Raw genomic sequence first — 23163 nt, 5'->3', positions numbered from 1 at the left:
CATAAAAAATAAATCAAAGCTTTCTTAGCGTTCGTTCCAACCCATCTTTCAAGCCAACAGGCGCTTGAAAGCCCGTCAACTCAACACTGCTAGCAAACTGGGTCGTCGAACAAAATTTCTTCACCCTAAGACTACTTACAGGCAACTTACGCCCTGACAAGCGAGCTAGCACATCAAAACCATAACCTGCCAGCAACCCAAGAGAATAGGGCAAGCGTACACCAACCCCCTGCCCTCTACCTAAAGTGGCACGAACCTGACTGACCAAAGTATTCATATCCATATCAGGTTTGTCTACATAATTGTAAGTGTGAATACCAGGACCAAAACCCAGCGAAAACTCCAAAAAAGCCGCCACATTTTCAACATAGGCCATGGACTTTACATTTGTGCCTTCACCCAGCATCACAAACCGGCCTGAAGCAATTTGCTTCAGCAGATTGTAGACATTACCACGATTACCCTCACCAAATACGACCGTTGGGCGCACGATGACCAAGCTGCGGTTAGCAGCATCCTTGACTTGCCACTGACGAAACACCTCTTCAGCCTGCCACTTACTCTTTCCATAGTCGTGGAAAGGGTTAATCTCTCCACTTTCATCCGTGTTGGCCGGCGCAAAGCCATAGACAGCAACACTACTGGTAAACACAATACGCTGAATACCCAGCTCTTCAGCAACAGCACATAAATTTTCAGCGCCCCCAACATTCACATCGTAATAAAGTGAAGTGGGCTGAACATTATCAAGATGCTCAGCGGCAAGATTAACAATACACTCAGCACCTCGCAAAGCAGACCTTAAAGCGCCGATATCTCTAACATCAACCGGACAGGTCAGCTCTGGGTAAGCAGTACCCAACACCTTGTCTTGAATTGAGAAAGCCTGCTCACCAGCAGCCAAACGCAGAGCCAAACGGGTACCGATAAAGCCACTACCACCAACTAGTGCCAGCATTACTTACGACCTTTACGACAGTGTTTCTTTAGCCCATAAATGGCATAACACGAAAAATAATAGACTGCTGGCAAAAAACCCAGACCCACCTGGCGACGATAAAACCGCCAATTAGCCCAGGCAGAAACCAACTTATTGCTAGACAAAGAACCTGCCCGACGCCGATAGACGGCCAAGGGCTCCTGCAACCCCCTAGCCACTTCAACCTGCTTCAAAAGCTGTAACCAAAGGGCAAAATCCTGGCGTTTGTCCAGCAAAGGCATAAGCACTCGGCCAAAAAAAGCCGTGTCATACATAACAGTGGAACAGCCCATCACATTACCCTTCAGCAAACCAAAATAATCAACCTGATGAGGTGCAGAAACCAAATCCTTTGGCTCGCCTTCGCCGTCACAACGCCAATAAGCAGTAAAGCTTAAAGGTGTGCTCTTCTCCTGCATAAAAGCAAGTTGACGCTCAAGCTTCGTTGGCAACCAATAGTCATCACTATCCAAAAAAGCCACATAACGTCCCTTAGCAACAGCGATACCTTGATTACGTGCATAAGCAGGCCCGTGGTTCTCATCACACTTAATCAGCTGAAAGCGCGAATCCTTTTCTACAAAAGGCCGAATCACATGCAAAGATGCATCAGTCGAGCCATCATCTACAATCAGAACTTCAAAATCTTCATAAGACTGGGTCAGTAAAGAGTTCAAACAAGCTGCAAGATAAGCTTCTGAATTAAAAACAGGAACAACAACACTAACCTCAGGTTTGGGCATCGACGACACCCACATCTTCAACCTTCTCGTGATTCATAGCTTCAAATATTTCCAAAATTTTAGTCATCTGCCCCAAGGCTGCCTTGAACTTCATCTTGCTCACAGAAGATTCCAAATTAGCCAAGTGTTGCACCAGCTTAACCTTCACCGGTAGATTAGCTTGATCTTGTGATAAGGAAACTGCCAGTGTATCCAAAAGCTGACTAGTCTGCTTAGCATTCAACCGGGGAAAGCCCACTCCCAGGGGCTCCAGCTTCCACCGCGCCCAAGAAGTAATCAAAATATTTTCCAGCTCCTCTTGGTCACCCTTACCCGCTTTCCAAACTAAGTTCGTCGCATTCACATCAGGATTGATCAAAACAACCGGCAAGGACTCAACCTCAGAATAAACAACGTCCAAACTCCCCAAAAAGGCAGAAAATATTTGTTCTTCCTCTTCAGAATCTACAGCAATCTGCACTCTTTCAAAAAATTCCTTCGTCAAACGCTCATGCAACAGCTTGTGAGAAGCGCGGTAAGCAAGCACTAACGACTCAGGCAAATGCAGCCCCCACAGATGAGAAAAAATCTTTACCTGGAAGCGGTTGAAAGACGAACCCAAAGTCAGGCCTGAACCATAATCCACCACCTGACACTCAAAATTATTCACTGGGTAACGGGCAATCAGCTCAGGTGCCCATAAACGCTTACGTTGCAATTGCTCAAACAAGTATTCCTCATTATCAAGGTGGTGCTTGTTTTTAGCAGTAAAAACGTTCTCTAAATAAAAAGCCGACTGCTCATCGCTGCTGGCTTTGACAACCAACTGAGTCACACCAGGCAGAGTAGAATCCCTCCATTCCACATCGCGTAACTGACAAGAAGGAGCAGATAAAGAAAAAACCTCTTCTAGAGTTTCTGTACGTCTCGTCTTAGAAAAAGCATCGAACAAGGCTAAAGTGGATTTTTTTTCTTTGTGGGCTAGTTGAAACTCCCGGAACACAAAAGCATTAATTTTGTGTTTTTCAGCTGAAAGAACGACAGCCGAATTAATCACTGCTGTTAAGCTACCCAAAAGCTGCCTTAATAATAAAAAACTAATGATCGCAAAAAGTATATTTCCACCCTCACCCACTAGATAAGGGTAAAGAATGACAAAAAAACCACCAAAAAAGTTAAATGCCAATAGACTTTCAAGGTAGCTTCGCCTTTTCTCCAGGATGAATTTCTTAATAGGGTTAGGATTAAGTTCTTCAGACCCCAAAAGAAAAAGAGTTGAAAGAGCACCTTGAATAGAAATAGCTGCTAACAAAGTATAAAGAAGCAGCGTATTCACAAAATAGAAAAGAGCCAGAACAAGCAAAACAAACAGGCCATTGGCAAAAATGCGGCAGACACGGCTATAGTAACCACCTGCCTGATCTTCCTGCGCACTCACCAAAGCAATTTCATTGGCCTGATCAAAGATCCCGCCACCCGCTTTGCGAGACAAAATTTTGATAAAAAAATTAAAAACCAAGGTTAAGAGATAACAAGCAATAGCACCCACAATAAGATACATAACCCACTGCATCTTATCTTCTGGTTCTATAAAAAATCTGAAATAGCGAGGAATACCGGGCGTACCTACCAGAAGTATAACCTTCAGGGGTAGCATAAAAGCCAACATTCGCGTGAACTTGGCTGAAATTGAAAAAAGGATAACAAAAAAAGAAAAGAAGGGTGCGCTCTTAAAAAAAACCCAGAAAATTTTCCAGAACCAAAGCCAGAAATTATGGTTAGCACTAACAAGATTCATTTAACAAAAACCTTAGCAAATTTCTTTTGACGTAAAAAATCAATTTCCAGCCGACGTTCTGCTTTTAAATAAAACTCACCCAACATCTTGTCTGATTCAGAGTCAAATTTATACAAATTACCAGGGCGTGGTGTAAACTCACCAAAAACCATGCCATCAGAATGCTTAGCACTGCAGATAAAATCAATCCGCATAAAGGGTGCAGGAATTGTTTCACTTAAGCGTTCAGCAATCTGCTTCTGCGCTTCTGTAAAGCCCCTACCTAAAAATCGTTGATCTTGATACTTACCTGTATTCAGAAACTGCCCTTGGGAATCCCACTCGCAGTAAGCAAGGCCCTGAAACCGCTGCACTTCCAAAACCAGGCCTACCTGACCATAAAAACAGTAAAACTTAAGATCACGACCCGGAACTTCACCCGCTTCATCCTCTGTAATCAGTTCCTCAACAGACCACAGATCCTTCCTAACCCGGTTAGTGGCAAGATCATCCCTCAAAGCCTTTATTAATGCATCCCAAGAACTCAGCCAAGACTGACTAGCCGGGTGAAAAATACGCTCGGGTGAAAAAACCAAATAAACACCACGGGCATTAGCACCCAAATGAGGCTTGATAACGCCTCGGCTGAAAAATTTCAGATCATTCAGCTTACATCGAGCTTGAAAAACTTCCGGATGCACAAAACCCTGATTACGGATATACCTAAAAGCCTTATCCTTACGGTTCAAACGCCACTCAGGACCAGCTTTAGCCAGCTTATTGCGAGAGTTACGCAAGCCCATCAGCAACCGGAAAGAGGGATCAACAAAATAATTATTCTCATGCAAACGACCAATAGCGGCTTTTTCCGCATTTTTACTGCTAGCTGGCTGCTGACACGCTTGCTCTTTTCCCAACAAAGAAGAAAGAAGCCTTTGCATTTTCAACATGATTTAAGAACGCGCCTCAGCATCACCAGTAGTCTTCCAGGCAGCGTAGGCATGGGGTGGTGTCCATTCTTTACAATGGACTAGGGGTAAGCGATCCAAGGCCTGCTCCAACACTGCTGAATCAAGAAAGACAACTGACTTAGCTTCCACAACATCATCAGCCGTAGCTATTTCCAGCTGACCTTCAATAGCAGAGCGCAAGTAGTCATCAAGCAAACCAGCCGAAGCAGGTGTCGAAAAATATTTCCAGTTGAACACAGCCACCCTCATTTTTTGAAGATCACCTAGAATCCTTTCCAACTGTTGTTCGGAGTTTGGTGAATATTTTGTAAAGTCAGCAACATACAATACATCAACGGCTAAAGTCGAGTCACCACGCAAACGCTGAGGGGCATAGAAATAGCTTGTTGTTCTCTCTCTATCCAAAAAGTTACCGAAGAAATCAGATAGATTTTTATGGATATACTTCTGAGACTCCCGGTAAACCTGCCGAGTCCCAAAAAAAATCGTGCGCACATGGGTTGGCCCAGTCTGGGTCAAGGAGTCAGGCTGGCTTAAGGAAAAGCTCAGAGGAACCTCGGGTAAGACAACATCAACGGTTTCTTCACCATAGTGCGCCTGAACACGCCAAATGAATTCAGTATCTGCACCTGCTCTTACCTGGTCCCAACGTCCCAACTCAGAAACAAGAGATCGCCGGAACATCAACGATGACTCATTTTGCCGTTGATAGCCTTTTCCAGGAATGGCACCTATAGGCAGTACATACAAATCTTCAGTTGTTCGACACCAGGAACTCATACAGGCTTTCAAGCCAGGGCGTTCCAAGAGTGCCTTCACCTGCAACTCAATTTTCTGCGGATGAGACCAGTCGTCCGCATCATGCACTGTAATAAAATCACCCGTTGCGGCATCCAGTGCTGTCAAACGTGCACCATAAGCACCTTTATTGTCGGTATGCTGTAAAAGGTGAATACGGGAGTCCTGCTCTGCAAGAGAAAGCATCACCAAACGACTGGCATCGGTACTGACATCATCAACCAACAAAATCTCAAGATTTTGCCACGTTTGATTTAGCAATCCCTCAACCGCAACAGCCAGAGTTGAAGCTGCATTATAAACGGGTATCAACACACTTACCTTAGGGCCAGCAGCTAAACCAGAGTCAGCAGCCACACCACTCAGGTTAGCAAGCTTAAGCGGTTGGGTTTCGTCTTTAAGGCTTATCGGCAGTAGGCCTGCCTCTGTAAGGATGCGGTTGATAGGCTCCAGTCGCTGTTCAGTATCTAAGCCATCAGATACAAAGTGCCAATTTGACCAGGCAAGCAGAAGGTCATTGGAGGTCACGCCCTGCTGCTCGGCTTCCAACAATAAATCTCTAGCAGCATTCAGACACTTCAATTTCAACAGGGTTTCAAAGCGCAAAATCAGATAGCCAGAAAAAAACAGACGGACAGGTTGCAGCCAAGCGGCCTGTTCAAGAAACCTAAGAGCGTTAGAGTAATCACCGGAAGCAAAGTAACGTCTTGCCAAGGCCCAGCTTGCCTCCCCCCTTTCAACAACCGAACCATACAAACTAGCTGTAACAAGTTTGAGCTTCTCTTCAGCAACTACAGAAAAACCAGACCAAAGCTTTAGTTCCAATTCTTGAACTGAAGTCTGGCCTTTTGTGGAGCCAGCAAACCAAGCATTAGCTGAAAACTCATAATTAAAATCACTGGGCAGTCGGCCTAAGGGGATTTTTCTGCGGCCGGGTAAAAAACTCCTCACCCAAAAGACCAATCTGAAAAACCAGAGCAAGATAAAGCGCAAACGACTTTTAAGCAGCCACGCCAAGCCTTTTTCAAGACTATAAAGAACAACAAACAAAGGATTATTCATTCGCTAAACCTGCTTGACGCAACATACACTTAAGCACCTGCTCAGCAGGATAACGGGGCTGACCATACAAAGGAGCCTGGTGAATCATGAAATTACAAGCTGTATTCAATTCAATGACCTTGGCAACACCACCCTCAAAATCCGTAGCTATCATATCCACACCAACCACACCCAAGCCAGGTATTGCATCAGCAGCCGCTTCAGCCAGCTCCCTCAAAGCACTGGGCAAAAGGTTCGTCACATCAACGGCTTCACCACCCAAGTGGACATTGGAAATTTCTGTCAACTGTAAAAAATGGTCAGCAGCGGGCACCAATGAAGGATCAATCGAATAATATTCCAGTTTTAAAGGGTGCCGAGCATGGGCTTTATTTTGCTTTCTAAAGGCGTTCTTTTGTTCAACCAGCTCTGCAACTGTAGAGCTACCATCGCCCACGACATAAGCAGGAAGCCTGGTAACTGCGCAGACAAATTGACCACCAACCACAATTGCACGCACATCCAAGCCTTCCAGCTTTTCTTCAAGCAAAATACGACGATTCGTCGTAGCAGCCTTAGCTTTTAACCAAGCCGCTTTAAAGCTGTCATCCTGCCAGGAAAATTGAGTCGAAATACCCTGACCAGCACGAGCGTTAGCTGGCTTCATAACCAAAGAGCCGGAAGCTTTAGCAAATTTCAGAGCTTTTTTATAACCAAAGACACTACAAAACTGATGGCTCAATGGAACAGCCACACTTTTTATATTCAATGCATTTATTGTTTTCTTTTTATTCTTACATAGACGGACAGCAGAATTACTTACAAGACTAGTATGCATTTCATCATAACAACCTATTACGACATCATTTTTATAAAAAAAACGTTTATCCGATTTTATTGAAATTTTAATACCAAGATATCCAGATGCAGCAATATACCCAGAAAGGTGGAAAATATTTTCATTAAAAGAATTAAAAGAAGAGTTAAAAACATACTTCCTATAAAATGCTTCAGGTCTCATGCAATAAAGATCCAAAAATTAATCCCAATCCGAAAAACCATCAAGCGTACTCTTTAATTATTTATTATTAGTGCTTTCTAAGAAGATGCTTATTTCTTAGGTCATCAATATTTTTTCTATCCAACCCATCTTTAAAAAATTTATCAAGATTAGAGAAAAAATTTTATATTGAGTTTTTATCTGCAAGAAAAAGAGGTTTCAACTTGGCCTCGTTAGCATAAAACACAGCCAGCTCCCAAGCGGCCCAAAGGAGCTCCAGCACAACTTGGCTAGAAGTCGCCAATTCGGCTAAATCTGCTGAAGCTTTTTCTTCAAAACCCAGAGTTAGCAGCTTGGTACGCAACTGCCCAACTTTACCTGGCCTTTGGCGATCAAATACAGGTAGCTGCTCAAGCCCTTTAATTAAGGCAACCTGATTCACCAACTCCTCAACGGTAACCTGCTCTTTGCCCTTTTTGGTTACCAAGCCGGATAACCAACGCAGTGGCCGTGTTACTTTCCAGGAGTTAGACGCATAGAGATTACGGTATTTTCTAATCAGTTGATCAAAAGCTTTTTTGGCTTCTTCAATAGCCGCCTCTTGCCTAGCCAGCTGCTCTCTGGATTCAGTCAACTCAAACTTAAGCTGTTCAATCTCGCCTTTCAAGCGCGCTAGCTCTTCTTCCTGTGCATCAACTTGCTGAAGATTTTGCTCGTCATTTACCATCTAAATATTCCATAAAATTCATCAGCTATACGCCATAAAAATCTCGGTACCAGGCTACAAAGCGCTGGACAACTTCCGAAACTGAAATCTTTGGTTGATAGTTAAAATCAGCCACCAAATCCTCTACATCTGCATAGGTATCAGGTACATCACCGGGCTGCATCGGTAAGAATTCCTTTTCTGCTGTTATACCAAGCGAACTTTCCAGAGAACCAATAAAATCCATCAGACCGGTCAGACGATGACCACCGATGTTATACACGCGCCAAGGGGCACTACTGGTGGCTGAATCGGGGTTAAATGCATCCCAGTCGGGATTCGCTTGTGCTGGCTGATCAAGCACACGGATAACCCCTTCGACAATATCATCAATATAAGTAAAATCACGACGATGCTTGCCGTAGTTGTAAACCTTGATGGTTTCACCCTTCAAAATGGCCTGAGTGAATTTAAAGGGGGCCATAAACGGTAAAAAAGCGCAGCGCAGTGGTTGGCAAACCATAGAGATGGCTATAGGCATGGGCCATGAGTTCATTAGACTTTTTACTGGCCGCATACATACTCAGTGGGCGGTCCACATTATGGTGAACTGAAAAAGGCATCGTCTTGTTAGCACCGTACACACTAGAGCTACTGGCATACACCAGATGCTCCACACCCTGATTACGGCAACCCTCCAGAAGGTGGGCAAAACCCAGCACATTGCTGTCGATATAAGCCAAGGGATTATCAATCGAATGGCGCACCCCTGCCTGGGCAGCCAGGTTCACTACACGCTTGGGCTTGTACTTGGCAAACAACTCTTCCATACCTGTGCGGTCAGCAAGATCCAGACGTACATGGGTATAGTTAGGGTGGGCTAAATGCCGCGCCAAACGGGCTTCTTTCAGAGCCGGGTCATAGTAGTCATTATGATTATCCAAACCGACCAGAACTTCACCCCGCTCCAGTAAACGCATGCAGAGCTCAGAACCGATAAAACCGGCAGCGCCGGTCACAAGAATTGTCATACTGATGTTTGCTTCCCAAAACAGATCAAAAAAACAACCCAGCGATAAGCGTATAGACAGCCGCCAAGCTGGCTATTCCCAAAGTCAGGTAGCGGAACAAAGCAACAGGGATTCTAGCGCCCAAACGCCTGGATAACCAGAAGCCCAAGAAAACAGCAGGAAACAAACTAAAAGCCAACAACCAGTCACTGACCTGCACCCGCCCAGCGACTGACAAAGCAAGAAGAGAAAAAATACTGGTCGGAATAAAAATAGCGGAAAGACTGGCCCGAACACGAAACGGGTGTGCATTCTGATAAGCCAAACCCAGAGGTGGACCACCTACTCCAGTTAGCGTACCCATTAAGCCAGCCCCAAAGCTTCCAGCAAAAATTACGGAGGAACTAGGCTGAAAATGCAGTGCGCGTAAACTTAAACCGACAGCCAGCAAAATCAACAAGGCAAAAACCACCTGCCAAGCCTCTGCAGAAAGCAAACCGACCAGCAAAGCTGCCAAAATCACACCAAACAAGCTACCAGGGTAAGCAAACAATAAATCACGCCGCACTAAGGCTTGGCGATTGCTCCAAAAAACCAGCAAAGGCAGAACACCACCGATAATAATCAAGGGCACAGGTACAAAGGCAGGGTTAATCAAAAACAACAAAGGTGCACTGAAAAGGGCGACCCCATAACCCAGAACACCCTGGATAAAGCTGCCCGTGAAAATAACTAGCAAAGCGAACAGCAATAAATGAAGTTCCATTAAGCAGTAGCCTTAATTACTATTTAGTGTATGAAGAAGCTGCTGCAAATAAGCTGCATCTTCTCGCAACTGCTCGATTTTATCATCTTTGACAAACTCTATTGCTACCCAAAGATCAAGGTCTTTATGGCCGTAAAGCAAAGCTGCCTCTAATAGTGGCTGCCATAAAGCTCCCCCTTCTTGTAAAGGATAGCGCTCTTTGGAGCCTTTCAGCCCCCAAAAAAAGCAATGAAGGTAAGCAAGCTGCGGCAACATCAGTTCCAAACTGCGTAGCTGCTCTTCTAACGGTAGATTAACATGCGGTTGCCATAAGCTCTTTACACTGGAGCGATCAATCTCATGAAGAAAATTAAGTGCCGATTCAGGTGTATCTGTCAGTGTTTTTCGATGGAACTCGAAGTAAACCGCTAACCCCTGATGTTGAGCAAGATCTGCAAAGGCTTGCGCACGGTTAACTAAAGCTACCCGCTCTTCAAAACTGACTGATGCTGACCCCTGTTGCCCCGCCCAAACTCGGATTGCAGGTGCACCCAAGGCAAGGGCTGTTTCTATTGTTCGCTGCCAAAGCTGATTTTGTTCAAAAGCTGGCTCATTAAAGCGCAAGTAGGAACCATAGGCTAAAACAGCCAAACCAGCCTTCTTCATTTGCTGTTGTATAAAAGCTGCCGACTTTAAATCACCTACAGGCAGGTGGTTTCTACCAGACCATTCAATGCCCTCTAAACCCGCTTCCAAGGCAAGTGAAATTACTTCATGAGTTGGTAAGTGATTCAAGGTTACCGATACCAACGCCTGTCGAAACCTCATAATTACCCTCGGTTGCTGAGTGTAGCCAGATCCACCTCACCTTCAAGCGGCCTTTGGTGAATCCAGTTATCGAGCTCCCGCAGGGCAAATTCGCCAAAACGATGAACCTCTCTTCCCAGCGATCCAGCAATATGCGGCGTTAACTGACAGTTGGGCAATGTGTAAAAGGGGTGATCTTCAGGTGGAGGCTCCTTCTCAGTAACATCTAGATAGGCATGGATATCACCTTGTTTTAAACGGTCAACAAGAGCAGTTTCATCAATTAAAGCGCCTCTTGCAGTATTGATTAGTTGCGCACCAGGCTTTAGTCGGGAGATGCGCTCTCTATTAAGCAGGTGGCGGGTATTTTGGCGCGAAGCATGGTGCAGAGAAACCACGTCACAATGCTCAATTACCCAGTCTAGACAAGCAGGAGTAGCGCCCAAGTTACGAATAACTACCGGGTCAACAAAGGGATCAGCTACATAGCACTCAATATCAAAGTGTTGAAGGAGCTTCAATAAATGCAAAGTAACATTACCAAAACCCAGCAAACCGACACGGGTGCCGTAATAACCTAGAAAATCATTCTTTTTTGGTTTTTTCCAGCCTTTGTGTCCCCCGGCATTGATCCTAGAAGTGAATGCAAGAGTATTACGCAATGCAGTTAAAATAAGTGCAAGGGCGAACTCGGCAGTAGGGATTGCATTTAAGTGAGCTGCGCTAGTAACACGGATACCACGCTCAACTAAAGCTGGCGTTACTAAATGATGAACTGAACCAGCTGCATGAATCAATAATTTAATACTGGGTGATTCGTCTAAAAATTTTTGGTCTAGCGGTTTAGCAGACCAAGTGCTCAGCACTACTTCAGCAACAGTTGGCAATAGTCCTTCATTAGAAAAAATACTGATCAAGTTATAACTCCTTATAAAGTCACCAAGGGATTTAGGCGAAAATATAAGGCGACTATTTTCTTTATTATAATTTATTGCAACTTGCATGACAATATTTGAAGCCTCAAGTTAAAAATAGAAAAAATTAAATTTACAAATAAACCTTAAAAAACACAAGAAATAAATTAAAATAATTAAAATAGACCATCAAGATAAATTACTACCAGAAACAAAAACAAAAACAAAATCAAAGTCATCAAAAAAATCACGTGAATGTAAGTAACAGGACATAGATAGTGCTCCTGCACCTTCAGATTGCACACCATATGAATTATTTAATATATCTTGAGCGCATTTTATCTCATAATCATTTGCAGAATAATAATAATCAACAAGTGATATTATATATTTCTCTGAAAAATCCGGGAACTTTGAAACACAAGCACCATCTGCCAATGTTTTTTCAAGGGTAAGATTAATGCCATCATTAAGGTAACTTAGCTTTGAATAAGAAGAAGGCTCTACAGCAATCGATATAAAGCTTAAGTCAGTTGCTCTAAAAAAAGAACAAAATGGGACTAGCAAGCTACCAATTCCCAAAGGTAGTAAAAATGCTATCTTTGAATTTTCCATATTATTTTCATTGATAAAATTATTAACTTCTAATGCTAAAGTTGCATTTCCAGAAAAAACTTCCCTATCAACACCATCTTGGAAAATCAATTTATTTTCTTTAGCAAAAACAATTGCATTACTTTTTGACTCTTCATAAGAGTCTCCAGAAACAATAACATTTCCACCAAGGCTTTTTATTTTTTCAATTTTATATAATGGAGCTCCTACAGGAACAAAGATATAAGCGTCAACATCAAAATAAGAACAAGCATATGAACATGCCATACCAAAACTTCCAGAGCTTGCTAAGCAAATACCTTTCAATTTGGGTTCTTTTGATATTAGAGAGAAAATTGCATTTAAAGCACCTCTAACTTTAAATGCACCAACGGGATTTATAGTATCATTCACAACTACAAGCTTATCATCCATCTCAGATTTAAATATTTTAGAATTAATGCCAGAATCTTTAATGTTAGATATTACAGAAAACAAATCAACTTCTTTAAAATCAAATAAAAAATCACCGTTTAGTTTATTCTTGGCAATCACGGAATACTCCTTACTAAGCACATAGCATCTATATAAATTACAAAAGTAGTTATATGTTCTCTGATTTCAAAAAATCAAAAAAATTATCAAACTTTTTTCCGTTCAGCAGGTCTGACATTAGACGCCCTCTTGCTTCAGAGTACTCGCGCCCCAAGCTCGTATCAATAGAAGCATTAAAGGAGTTAAAAACACCTGGATTTGGTGTGAACTCACCAAAAACAAGACCATTTTTTGATTTCAAAAAATCTATACGTAGAAATGGAGATGGAATCTTAAGACTAATCTCCTCAGCTAGCCTTATATGCTCAGGAAGGACACCACCTCCTTGAAAGTTTTTGTCTTCATAACGACCTGTAGAAATCTTGTTGCAGTTCTTATCATAATAGCAGACTTTACCCAACATTCTTCTCTCTTCCTGAACAAGCCCAACTTTTCCATAAAAAGTCAACATTTTAATGTCATTAGGTGGCTCATTATCACTATTAAGAATTAACTCTTCAGACATCCAAAGGTCAGGGCGTCCGGATCTTTTTAAGTATTTTTTTGCTTCTTTAATGAACTCCTCATAGTCTGATAATTTCTTTCCATCATCAATACTTATTATTAATTTTTCAGAAACAATTGAAAAAACACCTTTAGCACCCGCAGCATTTATTGGTTTTACAACTCGCCCTTTTTTAAAATCAATACTATTTAAAGGAATACCATATTCATATAGCTCAGGAGTTTTTACACCAATACTATTAACAAATTTCAAACCATTTATTTTATTATCTAATAATCGTTCAGGTGAGTAACCATGAATCTTTGTTAATGTTTTTGTATACGGTACACTTTGCCACATTTCAGAGGTAAAAGATGAAGCAACATCTTCCACGTTAAATTTAAATATTTTTTGTTTATTCTTCAACCAATTTCCAAAAAATCTATTAGGAATCAGCTTCAAAATATCGCTCAACACCACGCTATCACTTTCATAGTGATCTTTATGTTTTTTTATTGCATTCGAAATCTCATAAAACTCGTCATTCAAAAAGCTTGCACGATCGCACAAATCACTCAAAGAAACATTAGCATTAAAAATGCTACTTGCATTCTTTAAATCCTTGAAACCACTTATATGAACTGGATCAGTTTTATTAACATCATATCTTTTAAAATTTTCAAAAACACTACAGAACTGCAACTCGTTAACTAATAACTCTATTTCTGAATGAGAGCCCTCAATGTGTAATGCAATACAGCCCGGCTTCCTATATGAAACCCATCCAGAAATATTTTTCTCATTGGCCTTGGTAATTATATTTTCTATTAAAAACCTATCCTTTTTATTAAAAACTCCATATAGTCTTATATAAAATGCAACAATTTTTTTATTCATATTGAGTCTCTGATATCAATAAATTTATTCCCATGGTCTCAGAAATGAAAAACTTTTCGATTGTGTTTGCATAAATACTGAGGCAGGTCCATTCCAATGCAAAACGCAGGGCATACTACCTGAGTTTTTTGCCTTTACTCTTTTTCCTTTAATTTCCATTAAGTTAAATATTCTACTCATTTCCTCTTTTGCAAAATCAGGATTCAAGTAAAGTTTCTTAATTCTTTTTTCAGAATATTTATCGTATTGTCTTGCCTCTTTTTTTGTAGAAGCCGATAAAAATAGTTTACTAGATAAATCCAAACTTATTTTATCTTTTTTATCAAGATAAACTCTAATCCAGCGGTATTGATTACTTAGTTTTAGTTTAGGATCATCTGGAACTTCAATTTGCTGCGCTTTCTTAATCATTTTTTTAATGGCCCAGGCATATCCTATAAAGCCACCAGTATTTAGGAATCTTGCATCATATTGACTTTCTGGAAACTCAGATGCTAATGATGAGTCAGGATGACAGTTGATTTCCGCTGACACCACAAGCGGTGAATTATAAGAATTAAAATTATTAATAATCTCGTCTTTTCCAGCTAATAAAACAGTATCATAACCATCAACAAACATAACAATTGAGTTATCACTGACATTGTCAAGAACCATATTTAAAAGACGGTCTTTCTCGCTCAGTGAACCAGTTTTACGAGATATAGCTTGCTCATCTGCATACAGTGTCTTTAATGGTATATTGTAATATTCTGCTGATGGCTTTAAATAATTTAAATAGCCATAATTTTCATTATCACTTATAACCGTTGCAAGAATAAAATCAACATCTACTATATTGCTCTTAAGATTTTTAAATTCATTCCATTTGTTTAAATAAAAATAGTTGACACCATCATTTACAACAGCATTTTCTGGAAATTTATAAAAATCACTTTTCTTTCTTGAATTATATACTGTACGATCCCATTTGCTTTCCTCTCCCACACGGTATTTTTTCCCAGAAGACAAGCCAATATGGAAACAAATAATACTGTTCAAAAACTTGGCATTATTATAAATAGATGCATGTCGGAGCCCAAAATCTGAGTCTGAGCCACCCTGTCCTAAAAGAGCTTCATCAAAACCACCTAGATTAATAAAAGATAATTTAGAAATTGCACAACACTGGGTAGCAAACCCTAGAATTGGTGAATTAGGGTTTCTAAAACCTTTTCTATCTTCTTCTAATATTATTTTATCATGATCAAACTCATCGACAAAATGTACTTTTGGTATAATTAATGTGTCATCAGAGTAATTTTTCCAAATATTATAAATAAAATTTTCAGGCAAAATAACATCTGGATCAATAAAAACAAGAAGTTTACCTTGTGACTTCTGTGCGCCTAAGTTTCTGGCTAACATCACACCAAAACCCTGTTTGTAGCCTGTATTATAAATACTCAATGGATATTGAGCGATATAATTCTTTGTAGAATCAATTATTTCTTCACAACCATCAGAAACAACTATTACTTCAAAGCTAGCAAAATGCTGTCTATTCAAGCTTTCTAAGAGGCGCAAAACTGAAGAGCTATTCTTATATCCAGGTATAACAACACTAACTTTATATTTAGTGTTTCTAAAGTCAGAATTAGTTAGAAAAGAGTATGGCTGAACGCCATCGTGTGGAAAGAAATTAATTTTCGTTAATGTATTAAAAGAAGCAGAGTTAACCATATCAGAATTATCAAGAATTTTATGCGCTTCATATATAGGAAACACTCTATCCTGATCAAACCTATCAATTTGCTTATGTTTCCAGGTTTTCTTGTGACTTTCTATAAGCCAACTAACGGCTTTTTTTAAAGAAATCCCGTCATTTGTTTTATAGTTGTACAGGTCAACTCCCCAGTTTCTTGCAATAGTAGCCAAGTTAACAAAGCCTTGAATATTAAAATAGCAATAGTGCTGTGAAGTTTTTCTTTTTAATTCATTTGGCTGTTCACCATTACTATTTATTTGTTCAGCTATTCGTCCTTGGGCACGAGCAAAAGTCTCATAAAGAAACTCAACATTCCCCAAGTAGCAAGATATTGCTGCTAGCTGCAAATCATAATAGGTCCCGTGATTATTATGTTGTATACACTCTTTTTTACCTTGTGGCGATTCTATTAACCATTTTTGATATTCGCTCAACCAATTTTCAAATTCATCAAATTTTTCATTATCAACTAAATTAGTTTTCTTCAACAATCTTATAGCATCAAGAAAATAATAAAAATCTTTTAATTCTATTAATCCAGCATTTCCTCCCAAATTATTATCGATACCCAGCCTGACCTGAGCATAATTTAAGTTTGGTTTCATGCGTGTTTTTTTGTCAATAAAAAATCGAGTGAAGATATTTGCTGCATGCTGTGCATACTTCTCTTTTCAAGTCATGTACCAAGCTAGCATAAGAGAGGTTGAGTCATCAAAAACTCTCTGAACTCGTGTACGATCATACTTCTCACTATCTTGATCATACATTCTAGTTCCGGGTACACGTTCACCATCTTTTCGGATATATGGTAGGCCATTTTTTTTGCTTGGATCAGGCCACCAATAGGGTGCTGGGTGCCAATAATCTTGTTTATCTCCACTTGGTGGGAACGTAGTTTTATCAATCACAGAATAGGGAGACCTTGTTAAAGCATCCTCAGCATTTTTTATTATTACATCTACATATTTTTTTATTTTCGAATCACAACCTGAAATATATATTTTTCTTATATTTGCTATATTTTCAAGTTTGTAGAATTGCAAAGCTTTTTTGTTAGCTGTACATCCACCTATCTGCTTATCAATTTCACGCAGTGTTGCAACAATTGCTTCTTGACGTATTTGCCCACGATTCAAAAAACTTTCTCTAGTATCTTTTTCTAAACTGCCCATGCCAGAGTACAAACGGGCAACCCAGCCAGCAACAGCAAACTGCTTAGCTTCATTAAGTGCATTTCGACGTACTTGATCCCAGGGTTCATCTTTCCAGCGGTCCCACTTACCAGGAATTCCTAATGCCCAAAAAAGCTCCACTTTCGGTCTTCGGCCGTAGCAAAACTCTTCATTAAACAACTCAAGTGTGTCTTTTCTGAAAATAAGTTGTGGTTCTTCTACTGGGTCTGGTGGATTCTCATTATTAATCAGATCATTATTAGAAAGAACACGAGCCATAGGCACTACAAAATGGCTGTACCAGGGTGTTGTAGTTACATCTCTTTGAATTGCTTGCCATGCATCAGGTGTTAGATAGCAATTACCATCCCATGGCAGGGCCCATTTTGCGCGCTTCTTAGCCTCTATTAGCGCAACATTTCTTGCGCCATTGTTATTCATAACATAGTTATTTTTATATCTATATAAAGATGTTAGTACACGATTTTTTTCAGCATCACTAAGGTTCTGATATTTTTCAGTATTCAAAAACCAAGGTGTCGGCAAACTATCAGTATCAAACGGTATCTTTTTATACTCACTTTCATCAAATTTTATTTCTATAAAATCCTGCTTATACTTTTTTAGCACCTTTATTATTTCATTTCTTTCCTTCTTATCAAAAATTCTATTAACAATCCACATTTTTTCGAGCCCAGAATATTCTGGCTCGTTTTCTAGTATGAATTTTATATTTTTTCTTGATTGCCCTTTCTTATGCCTCGGATACAAATCATTTCCGATTATACGTACTAAACAAAAAGTATCATCGACTTTATCAAGTCCTTTAGAATAATATTTATTTTTAAGTGCCTCACAATCTATATAAGAACTATATTTTTTTATTAACTCAACAGGGTGGATATTTTTTGATTCCAAATCATTTTCAAATTTTACTTGAGGTTTTATTTTATTTTTTTCTAGAAACTTTATTGCGCGCTTTGCACCTCCGTTTATTTTCAAGCTTTCTTGATAGGCACTACCGGCTTCTTTTGATTTGTTCAAAAGCTCAAGTGCCATACCTAAATTTTCATATGCAAAATAAGTCTCTTTTTTATTTAGTGATTTTTTATATTCTTCAATAGCCTCTTCCAGTTTATTTTCTCTGAATAACTGGTTTCCTTTAGCAAACGCGGTCTTGCTCATGACTTCTCCATTCTTACTTGGCTCAGTAAGCTAGGCTCCAGCCTAGCTTTAGTTCATTAAGTGATGTGTTTTTATCGGTTTGATAACAAGCTTCTATTCCATTGGCTGCTATTTGATAGCCCTTGAAGCTTAGTTTCATTTCTTTATGTAGCTTTTCGTCTGCATCTATCTTTAAAGTATCAGGCCATTGCATGCACACTGCATGCAGAGTGCTACCTTCACCTTTTAGCGTATCTTCTCGTTCTATTTTTCCCTGGCTAAACTGGTAGCGGGTCAGCAGTAGCAGGTTATCACTTAGCTCTTGCTGCCAGGTCAAGGTGTAGCCTTCTGCTTCTTGTTGCAGGCTAATTTCTGTAAAACGACCAACAGGCCATAATCCCTCACCTGTTGGCTCCTGTATGACGGGTAGCAACAAAGGTACTTCCGTATCAGGCTGACCTTGAATCACTTCACGAGTGTAAGGAATGGGTAGGTAGGTGCTGTGTCTAACGTATTCCTCACCATTAACCAGGGGAAGATTAAAAATTCGGTCTTTATCTCTGTAGGTGAAGAGTGCTTGCTGGCTATCCCCTTCCTTGCCTTTATGAAACCAAGTCAAAGTGGCCTTGGGTAGCTGCTTCAACCAGCTTTGGTACTCTTTTTTGCTAAGCTTGGCTTCTGAGTAGCCTAGTTCTTGCCAGATGTTCTGGGTATAGAGGTGTTGGTATATCAGGCTAAAGTTTTCTCCTAGGATACGGTGCTTACCTCGGTAGCCATCGGTTACGCGGCCATCTTCCCAAAGATTGACCGTACCGCGCTGTTCATCCCACCAGTAATCAATGAATTTTTGTGTACATAAACAACTGAAATAGTGGGCTGCATGCATTTCTTCTGGACTGAGCAGGCCATACCAGGCTGCAGCTGTCAGAATTTCCAGGAAGGCTGTATCCCCATAGGCACCAATGCTGCGACCATATTGAAAACCATCACCCTGTTCATTGAGATTGATCAACACATAGTCTGCGGAGCTTCTAAGATTTTTCTTCAGGGTGTTAGGCAGTGGCATGCCCGCTTCGCGCATTCGCTGGGCAATTTCAGCAACCAGCAAGAAGGAGTAGCGGTCATAACGCCCTTTACCCTTCGTTTCATCAGCAAAGCCAAACTCACCGGATACGTCTTCATAGTGATTTTGCAGGGCTTCTAGCAGACTGTAGCTGGGTTCAGCCCCTTCCCAACCGATTTGAAACCTAAGCTGGGCGATGGCATAGGCTACTTGATAAAAGTTGGTAGGTTTGCTTTTGAGCTGATAGGTTTTGGGATCAACAAAGGTATTCCAGTGTAATTGATCTTTTAGTTGAATCAGATGGTTAACACTAAAGCAGGCATCCAGCAAACCCGACTTATGAAGCTGTTTAAGGCCTTTTAGATAGAAAAAAGCCCCCCAACTGGTGGCAGGTTGGTTTTCAAGCAGCTTGATAATTTTACGGGCCAGGTGAATTCGTTTGCCCGTTATTGGATCACCCGCTGTATATTCAGTCACCCAATAGGCCAAGGCCATTACCGTTTTACCGGCCATAAAGGGGTCTTTACCATTGAAAACGGGCATTCCATCCAGCTGCAGGGTTTTGCCTTCTTCAGCCAGCTTGATAAGTAGTTGATCAAGAAAACCGTAAAGCTGTTTGGTTAGTGGTGTTTGCTGCTCACTGGTTTGACTGGCTTGCGTCAGGTGCAATTGCAGGCCAGTCAGGTTGTTTAGCCCGATTCCTAATTGGCTGGCTTGGTGCGCCATTCGTAAGGGGGCCAATAGTTGAGGGTCACCTGGATAAGGGCCTTGCTCTAGCGCTTGGGTAAAGTGGCTATGGGCTTCTTCTTGCTTATTTAACAGGAGTGCTGAACGGCCCAGTGTGTTGTGAAGGGCTGAGACCAACATTTGAATTTTTGTTGCTTTATCTGCCTGCTGAAATACCTGGGATTCAGCTGCATTGAGTTGCCCTGTTTCTAGTTGGGCAGCTATTGCGAGAAGCTCATCCTTGGGGTTGTTAGCCAGTGCGATCCATTCACCGAGCTGCCATTGTGTAATGGCTGGGCTGTTGCTGTTCTTCTTCTGGACCTGCATGGCCTTTTACCTCAGGGTATTTTAATGAGTTGCTGAAGCAATTCGAGCTGTCCCTGCGCTTTGTAAAATTCCTGTGTCAGTTGTTCTTGCGTTTTATTCAGTTGGTAGTTTTCGTTTTCAAGACGCTGACTGCGTATTTGCAGTTCTGCCAGTTGCTCTTGCTGCTGTTTTGATTTTTTCTCTTTCTTGCTGAGTTGGCTATCTTTTTCCTGACAAGCTAGCTCGAATTCTTTTTGGAGTTTTTCTTGTTGCTGCTGCAGTTGATCTCTTTCTTTTTGAGCAAGGTCTCTTTCTTGTTTTGCTTTGCTGAGTTCTTCCTTGAGAGCTTCATTTTCAGTTTTGATTTTTTTTACTTTTTGATCACTTAGAAGCTGATAATTTAGCTTAAAATTCAGTAGCGGATGCTCAGGATCACGCTGTTTTTGCGACTGTTGCTGGTAGGCCCGCTTGTTCAGGAATTTATTCAATCCATCAGCTGTTGCCGCCTTTTCAAACAGAGGCTCTTGGCCCACTCTTACCTGGATATTTTTAAAATGTTGTAGCTGTTGACTATTGACCAGGGCCTGGAGGATGGCTTCTTCTTGTCCATTGGTTTCCAGGATCAGGGTATTGTCTTTTTCTTGATCTAATCGCGCTTCTGTTACGACCTGTTCAATGCTTAGGGTATCTACGGGTACTTCTTTTTGTTGAGACAGGTTCGGGTAGAGGCGTTTGATTCCCGTTGGTTTTTCTAAACTGCTGGCAGCAGGCAGGTTCATTAGGTGTAGGCTTGCCTGCCCGGATTCAGGAGCAAGAGCTTGGGTACGCAGCTGTAGATGCTTGTGCTCTTTGGCTAGATGCTGGAGCTCTTCTTGAAGCTGGGGGTGAGGTACAAAGGCCAGAATGCGGGTATAGGGCTTTTTCAATTCGGCTTTGAGGGTTTCTAATTGCCCGGCAGCCGCATAAATCAATGTCGGCATTAGCGGTTACCTCCCTGCGCTGGCTTGGCGCGCAGAGGTTTACCCTTTAACAGGCGGCTAAGAGCACGCAGGGGTTTGGTAATTTTCCAAGAAGTGCTTTGGAAGACAGCACGATATTTTTCAAGCAGACGCGTTTTACTCTGTTTGACTTCCTTGAGTTCTTTTTTCAGCTGGGTAAGCTGAGCCTCATGATCTTTGTTTCCCTTAAGCAGCTGTTTTTCCAGCTCTTCCTGGGTGAAATGTAGCTGCTCAATAAGTAGCTCATTTTCTTCTTCAACTTCTTTCAGCTTTTTTTGCTGATTTTGTAGGTTTTCTTGAAGATTTTTTAAATCAGTCTCGCTTTTGGATTTCAGATCCTGATAGTTGTTCAGCTGTTTTTTTAGTTCTTCTTGTGTGGCGTTAAGCTTTTCTAGTTGTTGCTGACTGCCTTCTTTAATTTTTTGCTGAAGCTGCTCAGTGTCTAGCTTGAGTGGACGCAGCAGTGATGCTTGGTTAAGGCTACTGGCTTCCAGTTCTGCGAGCAGTTGTTGTAAGCCAGTATCTTGCATGACGATTTGGCTGGATAGCAGTAATTCCTGGTTTTCTGTCAGTTGCAGAGGTTGGGTATTCCAGTTTTTCTCAGGGAAGGTCCAGCCGAGCTTTTCACTGAGCTTTTGCATCAATTCATCAGGAGCCTGGAGCGCTTGTTCAAGTTGTATCAAGCTGGTACGTGAGCGATTACTGCGCTGTATGTTGAGAAGTTCTTGTACTTCTTGAGACCAGCTTTGTAAGGCTTGGGTTGCCTGCTGGCCTTCACTTAGGGCTTGCTGTAGGTAGACTTCAGGGCGCGTGTATACCAGAAAGAAATGGGTATCAGTGAAGTCATCCAGCCAGCCTTGGAGGTGTTCAAAGTTATTTTGATTGAGGTGGCTGATTCCTGGGCTGTTGACCTGATTTTTCAGGCCTTGGGCCGTAGGTTTTAGGTAGTCTGCCAAGGTATAGTCAACGGGGTTAAATCCGGCTTGTACCATGAGTTCTTCAAATAAAGGCCAAGAGGTTCCTAAGGTAGTTTTTGCCAGGTAGAAGGTGGCAAGTTGACTGGACTGATTCATCTTTAATTCCTTGATTGTCGCTTAGCTGCGTTCTGGTGTTTTTTTGAAGATTAAAAGGTTAAGCATTTCCTGGATAGCAAAGATCCAGAGCAGGCTTTCTATACAGATCGCCCTGAGGCGTTGTTGCCAGGTAAAGTGTTGGTTGCTTAGGTAGCGCCAATAAGCTTTAACTGGCGGGATTAGGGTTTTAATGGCCCATTTAACTCGTTGTTGCCTGGTGCCGGCAGTCAATTGTCCGCCTTTGATGCGTCTGACTTTGGTAACGACTTCTTGCCAGGTTTTGCGGGCTGGGTGGTGCACACAAGCCTGAGGCAAGTAACTGAGCTGATAGCCCTGGGCAACCAATTGCCTGCAAAGCTCTGCATCACCACCTGAAAAACGTTGATCGTTAAAAAGTTGTTGTTCACTAGCTGCTTTGGAAAAGGTTAGGTTAGCCGTTGCCGCATAGCCTTTTTTAACGTAATTCTCTTGTGGAATGCCGCGCAGCAGGTCATAGGTTTCCAACCAGTTGGGTTGATCGGATGCCTGCATTTGAATAGCACCTGCAAATATTTGTTGTTGGTTAGGTGCAGTCTGGATAGCTTGCCTGAGATTGGCTAACCAATCCAGCTTCGGCAGACAGTCGGCATCAGTAAATACCAACCATTCTCCCCGCGCAAGTTGAATGCCCTGGTTGCGTGCTGCGTAAGAACCCGCTTTTTGACAGTGGCTGACTTGGGCATTAGTCGGTAGTTGCAGGTTTTCAGGAAAATCCGGTGATGCATTGTTGATCAAGAGGATTTCAAAGTCACTCGCAGCCAGTGTTTGTGCTTTTAGTGCTTTTAGTAACTCAGGCACCCTAGCCCATTGCTTGTAAACTGGGATGATGATGCTGAAAAAAGGGTGCTTGTTTGTCACAGGGTTATCGCTTTTAT

19 protein-coding genes and 1 pseudogene are annotated in these 23163 nt (G+C 41.5%); all 20 read right to left on the bottom strand.

The features are described from left to right. Positions 1-13: 13 nt before the first annotated feature. The 20 genes and pseudogenes from BM185_RS02090 to BM185_RS02000 all read right to left on the bottom strand — a co-directional run bounded on the left by BM185_RS02090 (position 14) and on the right by BM185_RS02000 (position 23146). Positions 14-958, bottom strand: a complete 945-nt coding sequence (locus BM185_RS02090; RefSeq protein ID WP_091958516.1) for an NAD-dependent epimerase/dehydratase family protein — start codon at positions 956-958, stop codon at positions 14-16. Continuing rightward, positions 958-1722, bottom strand: a complete 765-nt coding sequence (locus BM185_RS02085; protein WP_218149358.1) for a glycosyltransferase family 2 protein — start codon at positions 1720-1722, stop codon at positions 958-960. The genes BM185_RS02090 and BM185_RS02085 overlap by 1 nt, the downstream gene beginning before the upstream one ends. Beyond that, the gene (locus BM185_RS02080) at positions 1709-3499 is read right to left on the bottom strand and encodes a hypothetical protein (protein ID WP_091958514.1); all 1791 of its coding nucleotides are present in this window, start codon (positions 3497-3499) and stop codon (positions 1709-1711) included. The genes BM185_RS02085 and BM185_RS02080 overlap by 14 nt, the downstream gene beginning before the upstream one ends. Continuing rightward, the gene (locus BM185_RS02075) at positions 3496-4428 is read right to left on the bottom strand and encodes an ATP-grasp fold amidoligase family protein (protein WP_091958511.1); all 933 of its coding nucleotides are present in this window, start codon (positions 4426-4428) and stop codon (positions 3496-3498) included. Before BM185_RS02075 ends, BM185_RS02080 begins: the two co-directional genes overlap by 4 nt. A 3-nt stretch (positions 4429-4431) precedes the next feature. Further along, the gene (locus tag BM185_RS02070) at positions 4432-6309 is read right to left on the bottom strand and encodes a glycosyltransferase family 2 protein (protein ID WP_091958508.1); all 1878 of its coding nucleotides are present in this window, start codon (positions 6307-6309) and stop codon (positions 4432-4434) included. Further along, entirely contained in the window at positions 6302-7309 is a 1008-nt protein-coding gene (locus BM185_RS02065) for an ATP-grasp domain-containing protein (RefSeq protein WP_143089463.1), read from the bottom strand. Before BM185_RS02065 ends, BM185_RS02070 begins: the two co-directional genes overlap by 8 nt. A 163-nt stretch (positions 7310-7472) precedes the next feature. Beyond that, on the bottom strand, positions 7473-8015 hold the full coding sequence (locus BM185_RS02060; RefSeq protein ID WP_091958502.1) for a hypothetical protein: 543 nt from the start codon (positions 8013-8015) through the stop codon (positions 7473-7475). Between the two features lie 25 nt (positions 8016-8040). After that, positions 8041-8478 carry an NAD-dependent epimerase/dehydratase family protein gene (locus BM185_RS14985; RefSeq protein WP_342713666.1) on the bottom strand — a complete coding sequence of 146 codons (438 nt, stop codon included), beginning with the start codon at positions 8476-8478 and terminating at the stop codon, positions 8041-8043. Then, a complete protein-coding gene (locus tag BM185_RS14980; RefSeq protein ID WP_342713665.1) occupies positions 8465-9025 on the bottom strand; it encodes an SDR family NAD(P)-dependent oxidoreductase in 561 nt (186 codons plus the stop codon). The genes BM185_RS14985 and BM185_RS14980 overlap by 14 nt, the downstream gene beginning before the upstream one ends. A 25-nt stretch (positions 9026-9050) precedes the next feature. Next, positions 9051-9770, bottom strand: a complete 720-nt coding sequence (locus BM185_RS02050; protein WP_091958500.1) for a sulfite exporter TauE/SafE family protein — start codon at positions 9768-9770, stop codon at positions 9051-9053. A 12-nt stretch (positions 9771-9782) separates the two neighbouring features. After that, positions 9783-10577 (bottom strand): sugar phosphate isomerase/epimerase family protein, encoded by a 795-nt coding sequence (locus BM185_RS02045; RefSeq protein ID WP_091958497.1) that lies wholly within the window; start codon positions 10575-10577, stop codon positions 9783-9785. Between the two features lie 2 nt (positions 10578-10579). Continuing rightward, positions 10580-11473, bottom strand: coding sequence for a hydroxyacid dehydrogenase (locus BM185_RS02040; RefSeq protein WP_177203440.1), 894 nt, complete (start codon positions 11471-11473; stop codon positions 10580-10582). A 186-nt stretch (positions 11474-11659) separates the two neighbouring features. Beyond that, the gene (locus BM185_RS02035; RefSeq protein ID WP_091958492.1) at positions 11660-12619 is read right to left on the bottom strand and encodes a pyridoxal-phosphate dependent enzyme; all 960 of its coding nucleotides are present in this window, start codon (positions 12617-12619) and stop codon (positions 11660-11662) included. A gap of 49 nt (positions 12620-12668) precedes the next feature. Then, entirely contained in the window at positions 12669-14000 is a 1332-nt protein-coding gene (locus tag BM185_RS02030; protein ID WP_091958489.1) for an ATP-grasp fold amidoligase family protein, read from the bottom strand. Between the two features lie 24 nt (positions 14001-14024). Next, the gene (locus BM185_RS02025) at positions 14025-15722 is read right to left on the bottom strand and encodes a glycosyltransferase (protein WP_245751689.1); all 1698 of its coding nucleotides are present in this window, start codon (positions 15720-15722) and stop codon (positions 14025-14027) included. A gap of 108 nt (positions 15723-15830) precedes the next feature. After that, positions 15831-17360 (bottom strand): annotated as a pseudogene (locus BM185_RS14775) (alginate lyase family protein); the annotation flags it as partial. Between the two features lie 766 nt (positions 17361-18126). Further along, on the bottom strand, positions 18127-20199 hold the full coding sequence (locus BM185_RS02015) for a hypothetical protein (protein WP_091958480.1): 2073 nt from the start codon (positions 20197-20199) through the stop codon (positions 18127-18129). An 11-nt stretch (positions 20200-20210) separates the two neighbouring features. Beyond that, positions 20211-21158 carry a hypothetical protein gene (locus tag BM185_RS02010; RefSeq protein WP_091958477.1) on the bottom strand — a complete coding sequence of 316 codons (948 nt, stop codon included), beginning with the start codon at positions 21156-21158 and terminating at the stop codon, positions 20211-20213. After that, positions 21158-22249 carry a hypothetical protein gene (locus tag BM185_RS02005; protein WP_091958474.1) on the bottom strand — a complete coding sequence of 364 codons (1092 nt, stop codon included), beginning with the start codon at positions 22247-22249 and terminating at the stop codon, positions 21158-21160. The genes BM185_RS02010 and BM185_RS02005 overlap by 1 nt, the downstream gene beginning before the upstream one ends. 21 nt (positions 22250-22270) lie before the next feature. Continuing rightward, positions 22271-23146 carry a glycosyltransferase family 2 protein gene (locus BM185_RS02000; RefSeq protein ID WP_177203439.1) on the bottom strand — a complete coding sequence of 292 codons (876 nt, stop codon included), beginning with the start codon at positions 23144-23146 and terminating at the stop codon, positions 22271-22273. Positions 23147-23163 lie beyond the last annotated feature (17 nt).

It is taken from the genome of Marinospirillum celere (assembly GCF_900112235.1).
GTDB classification, from domain to species: Bacteria; Pseudomonadota; Gammaproteobacteria; order Pseudomonadales; family Halomonadaceae; genus Marinospirillum; species Marinospirillum celere.
This window is presented reverse-complemented; position numbering and strand designations above follow the sequence as displayed.